This is a genomic window from Leptospira ilyithenensis, from assembly GCF_004771005.1.
Lineage (GTDB): Bacteria > Spirochaetota > Leptospiria > Leptospirales > Leptospiraceae > Leptospira_A > Leptospira_A ilyithenensis.
Genome location: NZ_RQHV01000042.1, coordinates 272,180 through 284,182, shown reverse-complemented (window position 1 = coordinate 284,182; position 12,003 = coordinate 272,180). Strand labels below are relative to the sequence as shown.

Here is a 12,003-nt window from a genome sequence, read left to right as displayed (position 1 = left end):
CTTGCACTGCCTCTCTTCTAAAGAGAAGATCGGCTGATTAGAAAAAAACGATGACGATAATCCCTCAAAACCGAATCTGGGAAGCAGATGCAGAGTCGTTTTTTTGAGATTTTTCGCCTGACCACATATTCTCTGGGTCTTATCTTTGTTTGCAATTTGCTATTTTCCCTATTTTATCATCAGTTCGTTTACTCCGTAGTTCTCAATGACCGCATTCCCGAGGAATTGTTAGAACCGATTTTGGAGGACCAAGCCGACCAAAAGATAGGTTTTATGGAAACTGTCGGTAAACTTACCGAATCCATCAAAACAATCGAAGAAAATTTCAAAACCGAATTCAAAGACAACCCGCAGAAATCGTTCGAGTCCTTTTACGACATTATGCTAAAAAAGAAACAATACCTTCTTTTTTTCCAATCGGTCATTTGGTTTGTTTCTTTTGTCGGTGTGGGTTACTTGGTTTTGGTAAAAATCCTCAAAATCGAAATCACCAATTTGCAAGAAGATCTTTCCTTTAAGGTGATACTAACAGGTGTTTCTAACGGATTCGTAGTTTTTTTATCCGTGATGATCATTGGAATTATCTTCCAAGCTCTGGGAGTAGATGCAAACCCGGGTGTTTTTCCTCAGAAATTATTCAAAGAATTAAGCGGCAACAGTTATCTCCTTGCTTGGGCGGTTTATACCGTAGGCATCATAACCGGTATCGTGGAAGAATTGTTTTTTCGCGGTTTTTTGTTAAAAGCATTTATGGACAAAGGACTCGCTCAAGAAGGATTGATGATCATTTCCATCATCTTCGGGTGGTTGCACTACGGTCCGGGCACGACAGTTGCAGTTCCTTTTCTGATTGCGTTTGTGGGAATGTATTTCGGTTATTTATATTTGAAAACAAAAAATCTATGGGTATCTATGGCCTGTCATGCGACGTACAATACCCTCGGATTATTGATTGCTTATTTCGGTGTGGATGGTATGAATCCGTGAACCTAACAAAGATATATCGCTTTATTCCAATCGCTTTTATTTATTTGAGTCTCTCTTTTTCATTAAAAGCCGCTGAAACTGTGGAAATTTCCGGCTCACCGGATGATCTGAATCTAAAGCTAGTTGCTCTTTTGAATCAATTGGATCCGAATTATTATAGCGATGATAAAACGAAAGGTTTTGTTTATCGGTACAAACATACATGGAAAAATCCTTATGATTTTGACATTTATATAGGTAAGGTCGGCAAAAATTCTCCTGATTCAGTGCTAAGGATAGAATCTACCAAGGTCGGCCAGGAAAGAATGTGGAAACAAATCTTCGAACAAGAATTGCTCAGAAATCCTCCCAAAGAAGACGCAGTCGCTTTGTCCAAAAAATATAATATCATCTCACAAGGATTAAATTTGATTTCTCCTATCGCTTCCGTCGGTTATAATTCCTGGAAATCTCCTCTTTACACATCCAGAGACACTTTATTAAGTTCCGCCATCTATTTTCTAGCAGATCTGGTATTAGTTGGTGGAGCTTATTATTATGCTCAGGAAAAATTACCTAATAAGAATATCTGGGAAAATATGATGAATGAGAAAGGGCCGGGGAATGTTTGGAATAGTCCCGACTCCATAGGGATATTTGCGGCACTTGCAATCACGAGAGGAATACGAGCCTTTGACGCCTGGGAAGATACTTCCGCTCATAACAAAACAGCTCAATATTCCTGGACATTCCGGTTTTAGGATTTGAACAGATCCCTCGCCGCGTCCTGGGCGCTGGATCTTTCGAAATCAGCACGTTCAATTAAAGTCAGATCCAATCCTTCTTTCTGAATTCTGCTGAGTATCTTTCCAATCTCTCCAGGTTGAGTGAGTTTGGTGGCCAAGTATTTAAAGACCGATCCGCAATCAGGACAGTTTTTATCTTTGAGATAATTTAATCCCAGCTTTTTGCAACTACCGCAAGTTCCGTAAAGATCATCAATGTACAAAAGTTGTTTCTTCACTTCTTCAACGTCCAATTGACGCCATACTCGAACAAATTTTGTTTTATTTCCTGAGGAATCTTGGTTCATATGAAAAAAGAAAGGTGTTTTATGAATCCTGTCAAGAATCAATCAATTCGAATCTATGTAATTACTACCACTATCTTGGGTCTTTTCGCAGTGGCCATCGGTGCCTTTGGAGCTCATGGTCTCAAAGATACCATCGGAGAAAGATTACCCGTATTTGAAACTGGAAGTCGGTATCATTTTTACCATTTACTTGTCTGTTTGGTGATCACTGCTTTGTATTTGGTAAAACCCGAAAGCATTGCAAAATCCGTGTCCGTTTCCTTTTGGTTGTTTATAACCGGAATCCTTTTTTTTTCCGGAAGCCTGTATGTTTATGCAATCACCGGACTTAAAATCTTAGGCGCCGTCACTCCGTTCGGAGGAATTCTCTTTATGATCGGATGGATCTTGTTAGGTGTCGGGATAAATCAGTCTTTTTTATCGCCGAAAAAAAACTGACCTTTTTTTTGGATTAGATTTCTGGAAATCAAACCATCGGCGATCAAAAGTAATCCGTCGATGGCGGCTTTTTTATCTTCCAAAGGAACGTTTTGTTGGATTGCCATCAGTTCATGAACGTATTTTCTCCGTTTCACTTCCAAAACACCAAGCATGGAACCGCAGATTTTCTTATCCATTTCAAGAAAAGCAAGTGCCAGAGTTTGAGGAGGAGTTTCGTTGCAAAGGTAATAGAGAGCAAGGTTGTCAAAATAGGACAACTGCTCGATCTTTTCTAAAATTTGTTCTGAGCCTGACATTGATTTTTCCTTAAACGTTTTGAATTTCCAAAACTTTGTTTTTTAAATATTGAATTAGATATTTGGAATTGGGAGCTTCACCGGTGGCTTTTCCAATCAACTCCTTCACTTCCAATTTTTTGCCCTGATGGTGAACATTTTTTCGCAACCAGTTAAGCAAAGATGAATAATCCCCGTTTTCACTAAAATCGTTCGCATAACCAGGATTTGCTTTTTCAAATGCCGCAAAAAACTGCGAAGAAAAAATATTCCCCAGAGTGTAAGTGGGAAAATAACCGAAGCCTCCCATGGACCAGTGAATATCCTGCAAAACACCTTCTGCATCATTTTCAATTTTCAAACCAAGATATTCTTTTACCTTGGAATTCCAAATTTCGGGAAGATCTTTCACTTTGATTTTGCCATTGATCAATTCTCTTTCAATTTCGAAACGCAAAATGATATGTAGGTTGTAAGTTACCTGATCCGCTTCCACTCTGATTTTGCTTTTTTGTGTGGAATTGATCGAACGGTAAAGTGCCTCAAACGGAAGCTCGGATTCGGTCAATTGAAAATCGGATAAAAGGATGGGGTATAAAAACTTCCAAAATGGCAAAGAACGTCCCACTTGGTTTTCCCAAAGGCGGCTTTGGGACTCATGGATTCCCAGACTTAAAAAATCAGTGAGAGGATTCGGGCCATCTTCGATTTCGGATAAACCCGCTTCATACAAAGAATGCCCTGTTTCATGTAACACACCAAAGATGGAAGAAAGCGGATCCGTTTCAGAATAACGAGTGGTAATTCTTTTATCAAATGTTCCAAGGCTTGTGGAAAAAGGATGATGACTCACATCCAAACGTGAAATATCAGTCGAAAGCCCGAGCAAAGGAGAAAGACGTTTGCAAAGTTTTTCCTGATTTTCTTTTGATATTTTTTTGGAAAAAGGATCAGGATAATGAGGGGCTGTCTCCACAATTGGAACCAGTTCTTTTTTTAAATCCTGAAATAGGGAGTCTATCTCCGTTGCCTTCGCCCCTTTTTCATAAGAATCCAAAAGCGCGTCGTACGGTTCATTCGCATAACCAAGATAATTCGCTTGTTTCAGAGATAACCCGACGATCTTACCTAAAATCGTCTCGAAATCGGAAAATTTATTGTTCTTCTTTGCATCGGCCCAAATCGCATGAGCCAAGTTAGTTGTCTCGGAAAACTCTGCGACAAATTCGGCAGGAATCTTTTCCGCCTTTTGTCTCTCTTCTTCCAAAACGGAAAATTCTCTCTCCCAAAGCGGGCGGGCTTCCAGAGGAAGATTTGGTACAGTCGCCATTGCCTTCCGAATCAGTTCTTTGAATTCGGAACCCACAGTCCACTCATGGGTCAATTGAGAAATCTCAGAGATTTGTTTCGCTCTGTATTCCCTGCCTTGGGGAGGCATCATCACTTCCGAATCCCAGTGCAAAACCGAGCCGATATCTTGGAAGGTTTTGATTTTGCGGTAAAATTGGCGGTAGTTTTGAAGATCTTCAGGAAAGCTCATACCCCCATTCTTTAAAGCCCTGCAAATCGGGAACCAAAAATCATTGACCACAAAGTTTCCTGAAAAACTATGTATTTACCATTGCGGGTGTGGTGTAACGGTAGCACAGCAGCCTTCCAAGCTTCTGGCGAGGGTTCGAGCCCCTTCGCCCGCAAAAGTCCTTTTTCCAAAAATTTTTAACGATACATGTTCGGGGACTCGCTCACATAACAAATATAAAGAAGAGTTTCAACTAACGCAACGAAGTCGAATTGGCAATTCTTCCTCGCATTTATCAGAAAATTTTAGGGAAAAGTTCGCCTTTCTTATCTATAAGGCTGGATCCACGAGCCCAGCTTCTTTAAAACCTTTGACCCGAAGCAAACAAGAATCACATTTTCCACAAGGCTTTCCACGCACAGGATCATAACAAGAATGCGTTAGGTGGAAAGGTGCACCTAAAGAGATTCCAAGCTCTATGATCTCCTTTTTGTTCAAAGAAATCAAGGGGGTTTTGATTTTGATCCCATTTTCCTGTCGGCTGGTAACTCCTTTTTTTGTACCTAGATTTGCCATGTTTTGATACGCTTCGATAAAATCCGGGCGACAGTCAGGGTAACCCGAATAGTCCAAAGCATTTACGCCGATATAGATCGAATCAAATCCATGACCCTCCGCCAGAGAAAGTGCAAAGGATAGAAACAAAATATTACGTCCGGGAACATATGTATTGGGAATCGTTTTATCCGCTTCAATTCGTGAAACACTTGTTTGTTTGCGAACTTTTAATTTTTTTTCAGTAAGCGAACTTCCCAAAAAAAAGCCTGGGTCCAATTTTTGTGTAAAATGGGGAATTCCCAACAATTTGCTGATTTTTTTACTTTTGGTCAGTTCAATCTTATGTTTTTGGGAATAATCGAAAGATAAAGCGACAAGAGGCAATTTTTTGGATTTAGGATAACCGTATTCTTTTGCCGCATAATACAGGCAAGTGGTAGAATCCAACCCACCGGAAAGAAGGACGACAGCCCCTTTTGAGTTCGACATGATCTTTTCCTGTTTATTTTTTAGGACCAGAGTAAACGCAAGAACTTGAACACGTCTCGTAAACTGTGATCTTATCTAAAAGCGGTAGGTTCGGTTTCAGATGATTCCAGAGCCAAACCGCCAAATTCTCGCTAGTTGGATTTTCCAATCCGGGAACGTCATTCAATACATAGTGATCCAGAGATTCGGTGATGATCGGTTTTACAATCCCTTTCAGTTCTCCAAAATCCATGATCCAACCCGTATGCGGATCGATCTTACCTTTCAAACTGACTGAAAATCTGAAACTATGACCATGCATGCGTTTGCATTTATGTCCTTCAGGGACATTGGGAAGAAAATGGGCTGCTTCGAATCCGAAGGTTTTGGAGAGTTCGATTTCCTCCATGGTCACTCTTCTACTGCATATTCCGTAAACAAAGACTTTTGATTACCGACGTGTTCTTGGAATTCGACAGGATACTTGGTAGTAAAACAAGCATCACAGAAACCGCCGCCTTTATGACCTTCCACCGCTTTGTTCATTCTATCCAAAGACAGATAAGCAATGGAATCCACTCGTAAATATTTTTGAATTTCGTCGATCGTATGGGTTGCTGCTATGAGTTCCTTATGAGTGGGAATATCAATTCCGTAGTAACAAGGAGATATCGTAGGAGGTGCCGAAACTCGAAAATGCACTTCTTTGGCACCTGCATTACGCAACATCTTGATAATCTTTCTACTGGTAGTTCCTCGCATAACAGAGTCATCTATGACGATCACTCTTTTGCCATTCACGACTTCTTTCACTACATTGTATTTGATTTTGGCACCGAAATCCCGAATCTTTTGGTCCGGCTCGATAAATGTTCTTCCCACATAATGGGAACGGATGAGTCCGCTTTGATAAGGGATCCCGGATTCTTCACTGTAGCCCAAAGCGGCAATGGTAGCGGAATCGGGAACGGGAATTACTACATCCGCTTCCACCGGCATAACGTGTGCTAATTGACGGCCGAGCTCTTTTCTGACCTTATAAACGGATTCTCCGAAAATATAGGAATCAGGCCTTGCAAAATATATATATTCGAAAATACAAAGACTAGGCTGCGCTTTTGCAAACGGATAAAGCGATCTCACCCCGGTATGGTCGACTACCACCATTTCCCCCGGTTCCACATCGCGAACATATTCCGTTTCAGTGATATCAAAAGCACAGGTCTCGGAAGCAAATACGATCGCTCCATCCGGTCTTTTTCCCATCACGAGCGGACGGAATCCATTTGGATCCCGGACTGCGATCAAATATCTGGGAGTCAAAACCAAAAGGGAATAAGCACCGCGCACCTGATTCAAAGATTCGCATAATGCCTGCAATAGATCCGTTTGATGGCTTCTCGCCATAAGATGAACAATGACTTCGGAATCAATGGTAGTCTGGAAAATGGACCCGTCTTTTTCCAAACGGTTGCGAATGTCCCAGGAATTGACTAAGTTGCCGTTATGCGCAAGAGAAATCGGACCAAGGTGGGATTCCACCCGAACCGGTTGTGCATTTCGGAGAAAACTGGCTCCAGTCGTAGAATAACGGTTATGGCCGATCGCAGCTTCTCCGATCAGTTCCTTTATTTTGGACTGCGTGAAGATATTGGCAACCAGTCCCATATTCGCATAGCGATAGAGATGATTTCCATCGGTGGAAACGATCCCACTCGATTCTTGCCCTCGGTGTTGGAGAGAATATAGCCCTAGGTAAGTAAAATTGGCTGCTTCTTTACTATTGTAGATGCCAAATATGGCACACTCTTCTTTTGGTTTGTCAGATTGAAGAATCATTGGTAGAATGACAATTGCAGTATTTCTACGAACACGATTAGATGCAAATCAATTCCAACTATATTCTTGTTGATACGGCAAAAGCTTTGGAGCTTGCCCTCATCAACCTAAAACAGTCGAAAATCCTTTCTATTGACACAGAATCCTCGGGATATTACACGTACTTCCCCAGAGTCTGCCTCATTCAAATCAATTCCAACGGAAAAAACTATCTGGTAGATCCGCTCAAAATCACAAATTTGAAGGGTTTGGCACCATTATTTGCCGACCCGAACATTTTGAAAATTTTTCATTCTGCTCAAGATGATATCAAAGCGTTAAAACGGGACTTCGGATTTCAGTTCACAAACGTTGCCGATACAATGATCAGTTCCAGACTACTTTCCATGGAACAAAGTTCTCTTGCTTTTGTTGTGGAACATTATCATAAAGTTTCCCTTTCCAAAGTGGAACAAAAATCAAATTGGGAAATCCGTCCTTTACAAACGCAGCAACTACGTTATGCGGCGTTGGACACAGCCTATCTGGAAACGATTTGGCTCAAGATGGAAGAAGAATTAAAACGCAGAAATCTATACGATGAAGCAAGATCGGAATTCGAATTTACAGCTTCCGAAGATTATGTGGAAAAAGGTGGAGAAGGATTTTCATTAGCAAAATTTCCCGACATTATAAATTTCACTCCTCTCGAACGAAGAAAGATTTTGGAACTACTTCGTTATCGGGATGAAAAAGCAAAAAAAATAAACAAAGCCCCTTTTCGGGTCTTTAATAACGACCGTTTGTCGCAAGCAGTCAAAGAACAACCGAATGAAGAAAAATGTATGGAATGGTTCGGCAAAAAAGACGGTAGTGAAATTTACAAATTGTTGATAGCCGAGTACAGCGATCCGATCGAGACTTCCGAATTGTCAAAACGACATGGAGAAGATCTGAACGAAGAAGAGGACAAAAAATTTCAAAATGCCAAAAAATGGCGTCTCCGTGTCATGCGAATCAGACGGATGGAGCATTCTCTTCTTCCTTCCAACAAACAATTGATTGCGATTCTTAGAGCCAATCCGCAAAACATAGAAGAACTCAAAGCCCTTCATGTATTTTCCGATTGGAAAGTGGAACATTACGGACCTTCTCTACTTACCGCGCTCGGTGGAGTTCATAACGATTCCATGTTGAGTAAGCTAGTATCTGTTCGTTCCAAAGAAGCCTTCCTCGCCAAAAAAAGAAAAAAAGAAAATCACTCTCAAAAAGAGGAGTGATGTTAGATCTTCCCAATCTTCCTAGATTTCTCTCGCAGGATTGGGAAAAAAAACCAAACACGAACGAGATCATTTCCTGCGTGGTCGTTCCTTTGTTCGAAGATCCAGTTCATGGACAAGGAATCATTCTGACCCAAAGAGCACTTCATCTGAAATCCCACCCGGGACAAATATCCTTTCCAGGAGGGGTTCACGAAGAATCCGACCCGAACCTTCTGGAATGTGCTCTCCGGGAATGGGAAGAAGAAATGGGCGTTTCCAAAAATTCTCTCACTCCTCTGGGCAGACACACCGGGCTAAGTACCAGAACTGGTTTTCACATCACACCTTTTGTATGTTTGTATTCCGGAGATTTTCAATTTTCACTTAACAAAGACGAGGTGGAAAAAACGATCTTGCTTCCCCTATCCCAGTTGCAGACTTCTCCCTTTTATGCAATGTCAGTTCCCAAAAGAATTCCTTTGGATTATATCAGCTACTTTGATCTGGAAGAAGGCCTGTTGTGGGGAGCTACTTGCGAAATGATCCTTCGTTTTTTAAAAGAATTCGGCAATTTCGATCGCAAACCGAAATTCGTGGAACCGAATCTTCCTTACCCTCCTTTTTTAAACCCGCGACTGCTCTAAGGTAATTTTCGATTCTCACCGAAATACAATAAGTGAGTTTCTTTTCTTTGCATAAAAAATCCAAGCTTACTTTCTTATGTCTCTTTTATGTATTATATATCTCTGCGAGTCCTCTCGCCCCCATTTCACCTAACAGTAAACGATATGTTTTTATTCTCGATGCCAGCGGATCCATGACGGAAAAACTGAATGGTGTTACCAGGATGGCGATCGCAAAAGATCAAATGATTCAATTTCTTTCCAAACTTCCGAGAGACAATGAAGTGGGGCTTGTCGCCTATGGAAATCGAATTGCCGGTTGCAACTCCGCAAGACTCTATCATCCCATCCAAAGAGGAGGCGCGAGTGCGGTTATCAACAAACTAACAGGAATTATTCCGGCAGGTTCCACACCTATCGCTGCAACGATTGATTTGGTAGGCGAATTTCTTTTGCAAACGGAGAATGAAACTGAAATTATTTTTATCAGTGACGGGATAGAAAGTTGTGAAGGAGATCCTTTGCATTCTTTGCGTATATTGAAAGATAAAGGTAAAAAATTCAATCTACAGATCATCGGAATCGATTTGGATAAAAAAGCAGAAGATGATCTGACACGACTTGCCCTTTTAGGAAGCGGGAAGTATTTTTCAGTAAAAAAAAGAGAGGATATTGAAGACGCATTTCAGTCCATATTTTCTCCCGGCGCACCCCACTTTCCGCCAAAGGTTGCGGAATCGGAAACCGGACCGGCAAATATCAGAATCATCAGCATTCTCCCCTATTCGAGTCATTCCGGTTTACAGACATTCATACTTCATTATGAGTATGATGGAATATTACCAATTACGGATTATATGGTTCATTTGAATGTTTTTTCCAAAAAGGAAGTTCATCTTACCAAGGAGCTTCCTCCCATAAGGGAAAAAAGGATCGCTGATATGGGTCAAACAGATGTTCAATTCAAAGAAGGTAGAAACGGTAAGGGAAAGCTGATTTTTACCGTTGATCCGAAATCCGACTGGGAAACTTCCCTGGAACTTTGGGCTGTAGATGATATTCCGAAAATTCTTGCCAAATCCGAAACAAAACTTCTTCAGAGAGATTAACAAACCAGCCGACATTGAAACTAATGAGACAGAATTCGACGGTTTTGGTTTTCTATTTTTCGGTTTTGGTTCTATTTTTAAACTTTCCCGCTCCTGCTGCGGAACCGAAAAAACTTTCCGAAGTCTATAAGGCTGAGGAAATCAAACAAGGAAACCTGTTATTTCAAAAGGCGAACGAGTTTTTTCAGGACAGAAATTATACGAAATCCATTGAGGAATTAAAACTTTTTCTAGTGCTTTACTTACGGCATCCAAAAGAGTGGGAAGCTAGGAAATTGCTTTCCAGTGCCTACAGAAAAACAAGGGATACCGTGGCTCTTGCTCAAAACGAACTGATGATGTACAAAGATTACCCAAATACGGAAGAAGGGCTTGATGCTTATCTCGAATCCGCGCGGGCTTTTGTAAGAATGGGAAGAGAAGAAAAAGCCATCGCCATACTTAAGGATATAACAGCAAATACTTATTCTTCCAAGATCGCTCAAGAAGCGGAGATGGAACTCTCACAATTGGAAATTTTATCAGAAGGTAAAAATAAATGAATTTTGGGAAAATATTGCCTCCCTGCTTTCCGATAATAAAATGGGCACGTCGACAAGAAAAAGCCTTAGAGTAATCCAAAGATGTCATTTTTTCAAATGGTAACCTTCCCAGCAAACTCCTACATCATTGTAGAAGGGAAGAAAGATGCGAACAATTTCTATATCATACGTGAGGGGAAAGTACGCGTTACTCGGGAGACTGCCGTGGTCGGAGAAGATCCGAACCAAGTCCTTGGACCTGGTGATTTTTTCGGAGTAGTGGCGGCGATGAGCCAACATGCTCAAATTGAATCCGCCACTTCACTTACAAATGTTTCCTTAATCTCGGTTAGTTATGACCAATTCGGCACGTTGATCCAAAAATCAACCGCAGTTGCCATGAACATCATTCGATTCTTTTCGATGAAATTGCGCCAATTCGATACTACAATCACCCGCCTTTCTTTTCGAAACGCAGTAGAGGAAGATCCGAACGAACTATTCAAAATCGGCGAATATTATTTCCAACAGCAAAATGTTCCTCATGCTACTTTTGCCTATCAAAGCTATTTAAAACATCTTCCTAACGGACAATTTGTCCCCCAATCGAAATTACGTTTGCAATCGAGCAACCAAGCTTTCGCAGCAGCAGCGATCGACTATACCAAGTTCAATCGTAACTACAGAGACAATGAAATGATTTTCTGCGAGCATGAACCGGGCAAAGAGCTATTCATCCTCCAACAAGGCAAAGTTAAAATTTCCAAGATTGTTAACCAAAACGAAGTTATGTTGGCTGTTCTCCAGGCAGGTGATATTTTCGGAGAGATGGCCATTCTGGACAATAAACCCCGTTCTGCTTCCGCAATTGCATCGGGTGATGTGGAACTACTTGCCATCAACAAAGCCAACTTCGAAGGAATGGTAAAGGCGCAACCGCAACTTGCCACAAGGCTCATTACGTTATTGTCCGAAAGAATCTGGACTGCTTACAAACAACTTGCCAATCTATTGCTCAAAGATTCTCAAGCACGCATTGTAGACACATTAATGACTCTGGTGGAAAAAAACAGAGTGAAAGTCGCTCCCAAACAAGCGATCAATTTTGAATTGGGCGCCAAAGATCTTTTGAAAATGATCGGACTTACCGATCCAAAGGATGAATTGCTGATCGCGGAACTTATCAAACAAAACAAATTTATTCGTCTGGATCTTGGAAAAATTGTATGTTCCGACACTGCTGAGCTGGAAAAACTCGTCCAATTTTATCATAAGAAAGCACAGATGGAAAATAAACTTAAAAAGCTGAAATAAATTTCAGTTGCTTAGTTTCCAATTTGCGCACACTAG

The 12,003-nt window shown here is 41.0% G+C and carries 14 protein-coding genes and 1 tRNA gene; 9 read left to right on the top strand and 6 right to left on the bottom strand.

All coding sequences use genetic code 11. The features are described from left to right. The first annotated feature begins 87 nt into the window (after positions 1 to 87). Both EHS11_RS08040 and EHS11_RS08035 read left to right on the top strand, forming a co-directional pair. The gene (locus EHS11_RS08040; RefSeq protein WP_135763858.1) at positions 88 to 987 is read left to right on the top strand and encodes a CPBP family intramembrane glutamic endopeptidase; all 900 of its coding nucleotides are present in this window, start codon (positions 88 to 90) and stop codon (positions 985 to 987) included. Beyond that, positions 984 to 1,727, top strand: coding sequence for a hypothetical protein (locus tag EHS11_RS08035; RefSeq protein WP_135763857.1), 744 nt, complete (start codon positions 984 to 986; stop codon positions 1,725 to 1,727). Before EHS11_RS08040 ends, EHS11_RS08035 begins: the two co-directional genes overlap by 4 nt. Here the strand turns inward: EHS11_RS08035 and EHS11_RS08030 are convergent. Then, on the bottom strand, positions 1,724 to 2,059 hold the full coding sequence (locus tag EHS11_RS08030; RefSeq protein ID WP_135763856.1) for a hypothetical protein: 336 nt from the start codon (positions 2,057 to 2,059) through the stop codon (positions 1,724 to 1,726). The genes EHS11_RS08035 and EHS11_RS08030 overlap by 4 nt on opposite strands. A gap of 21 nt (positions 2,060 to 2,080) precedes the next feature. Between EHS11_RS08030 and EHS11_RS08025 the strand changes: the two genes are divergently transcribed. Further along, positions 2,081 to 2,497, top strand: coding sequence for a DUF423 domain-containing protein (locus EHS11_RS08025; RefSeq protein ID WP_135763855.1), 417 nt, complete (start codon positions 2,081 to 2,083; stop codon positions 2,495 to 2,497). On the opposite strand, the gene EHS11_RS08020 is transcribed toward EHS11_RS08025, so the two are convergent. Next, the gene (locus EHS11_RS08020) at positions 2,467 to 2,796 is read right to left on the bottom strand and encodes a hypothetical protein (RefSeq protein WP_135763854.1); all 330 of its coding nucleotides are present in this window, start codon (positions 2,794 to 2,796) and stop codon (positions 2,467 to 2,469) included. The two genes, EHS11_RS08025 and EHS11_RS08020, sit on opposite strands and share 31 nt — an antisense overlap. 10 nt (positions 2,797 to 2,806) lie before the next feature. Beyond that, positions 2,807 to 4,315: a carboxypeptidase M32 gene (locus EHS11_RS08015; protein ID WP_135763853.1), complete on the bottom strand. Its 1,509-nt coding sequence runs from the start codon at positions 4,313 to 4,315 to the stop codon at positions 2,807 to 2,809. An 83-nt stretch (positions 4,316 to 4,398) separates the two neighbouring features. Here EHS11_RS08015 and EHS11_RS08010 point away from each other — a divergent pair. Continuing rightward, positions 4,399 to 4,469: transfer RNA gene (locus tag EHS11_RS08010), tRNA-Gly, on the top strand. 155 nt (positions 4,470 to 4,624) lie between these two features. On the opposite strand, the gene queC is transcribed toward EHS11_RS08010, so the two are convergent. The 3 genes from queC to purF are packed head-to-tail and all read right to left on the bottom strand — an operon-like array spanning position 4,625 to position 7,159. Next, on the bottom strand, positions 4,625 to 5,341 hold the full coding sequence (gene queC, locus EHS11_RS08005) for a 7-cyano-7-deazaguanine synthase QueC (RefSeq protein WP_135763852.1): 717 nt from the start codon (positions 5,339 to 5,341) through the stop codon (positions 4,625 to 4,627). Between the two features lie 13 nt (positions 5,342 to 5,354). Continuing rightward, positions 5,355 to 5,729, bottom strand: coding sequence for a 6-carboxytetrahydropterin synthase QueD (queD, locus tag EHS11_RS08000; RefSeq protein WP_135763851.1), 375 nt, complete (start codon positions 5,727 to 5,729; stop codon positions 5,355 to 5,357). 2 nt (positions 5,730 to 5,731) lie between these two features. After that, complete coding sequence (gene purF / locus EHS11_RS07995) at positions 5,732 to 7,159, bottom strand: amidophosphoribosyltransferase (RefSeq protein WP_135763850.1); 1,428 nt, start codon at positions 7,157 to 7,159, stop codon at positions 5,732 to 5,734. Positions 7,160 to 7,200: 41 nt separating this feature from the next. On the opposite strand from purF, the gene EHS11_RS07990 reads away from it, so the two are divergent. The 5 genes from EHS11_RS07990 (at position 7,201) to EHS11_RS07970 (ending at position 11,967) form a co-directional block, all read left to right on the top strand. Further along, positions 7,201 to 8,418: a ribonuclease D gene (locus tag EHS11_RS07990; protein ID WP_135763849.1), complete on the top strand. Its 1,218-nt coding sequence runs from the start codon at positions 7,201 to 7,203 to the stop codon at positions 8,416 to 8,418. Further along, a complete protein-coding gene (locus tag EHS11_RS07985; protein WP_135763848.1) occupies positions 8,418 to 9,044 on the top strand; it encodes an NUDIX hydrolase in 627 nt (208 codons plus the stop codon). The genes EHS11_RS07990 and EHS11_RS07985 overlap by 1 nt, the downstream gene beginning before the upstream one ends. Positions 9,045 to 9,076: 32 nt before the next feature. Further along, positions 9,077 to 10,132, top strand: a complete 1,056-nt coding sequence (locus EHS11_RS07980) for a vWA domain-containing protein (RefSeq protein WP_246047679.1) — start codon at positions 9,077 to 9,079, stop codon at positions 10,130 to 10,132. 23 nt (positions 10,133 to 10,155) lie between these two features. Further along, a complete protein-coding gene (locus EHS11_RS07975) occupies positions 10,156 to 10,674 on the top strand; it encodes a tetratricopeptide repeat protein (protein ID WP_246047678.1) in 519 nt (172 codons plus the stop codon). Between the two features lie 81 nt (positions 10,675 to 10,755). After that, positions 10,756 to 11,967, top strand: a complete 1,212-nt coding sequence (locus EHS11_RS07970) for a Crp/Fnr family transcriptional regulator (RefSeq protein ID WP_135763847.1) — start codon at positions 10,756 to 10,758, stop codon at positions 11,965 to 11,967. Positions 11,968 to 12,003 lie beyond the last annotated feature (36 nt).

Bases quoted from the DNA above. Each gene is read 5' to 3' on its own strand.
- EHS11_RS07975 (WP_246047678.1), top strand. From the start codon at position 10,156: ATGAGACAGAATTCGACGGTTTTGGTTTTCTATTTTTCGGTTTTGGTT.
- EHS11_RS08015 (WP_135763853.1), bottom strand. From the start codon at position 4,315: ATGAGCTTTCCTGAAGATCTTCAAAACTACCGCCAATTTTACCGCAAA.
- queC (WP_135763852.1), bottom strand. From the start codon at position 5,341: ATGTCGAACTCAAAAGGGGCTGTCGTCCTTCTTTCCGGTGGGTTGGAT.
- EHS11_RS07985 (WP_135763848.1), top strand. From the start codon at position 8,418: ATGTTAGATCTTCCCAATCTTCCTAGATTTCTCTCGCAGGATTGGGAA.
- EHS11_RS08020 (WP_135763854.1), bottom strand. From the start codon at position 2,796: ATGTCAGGCTCAGAACAAATTTTAGAAAAGATCGAGCAGTTGTCCTAT.
- purF (WP_135763850.1), bottom strand. From the start codon at position 7,159: ATGATTCTTCAATCTGACAAACCAAAAGAAGAGTGTGCCATATTTGGC.
- EHS11_RS07970 (WP_135763847.1), top strand. From the start codon at position 10,756: ATGTCATTTTTTCAAATGGTAACCTTCCCAGCAAACTCCTACATCATT.
- EHS11_RS08025 (WP_135763855.1), top strand. From the start codon at position 2,081: ATGAATCCTGTCAAGAATCAATCAATTCGAATCTATGTAATTACTACC.
- EHS11_RS07990 (WP_135763849.1), top strand. From the start codon at position 7,201: ATGCAAATCAATTCCAACTATATTCTTGTTGATACGGCAAAAGCTTTG.
- EHS11_RS08030 (WP_135763856.1), bottom strand. From the start codon at position 2,059: ATGAACCAAGATTCCTCAGGAAATAAAACAAAATTTGTTCGAGTATGG.
- queD (WP_135763851.1), bottom strand. From the start codon at position 5,729: ATGGAGGAAATCGAACTCTCCAAAACCTTCGGATTCGAAGCAGCCCAT.
- EHS11_RS08040 (WP_135763858.1), top strand. From the start codon at position 88: ATGCAGAGTCGTTTTTTTGAGATTTTTCGCCTGACCACATATTCTCTG.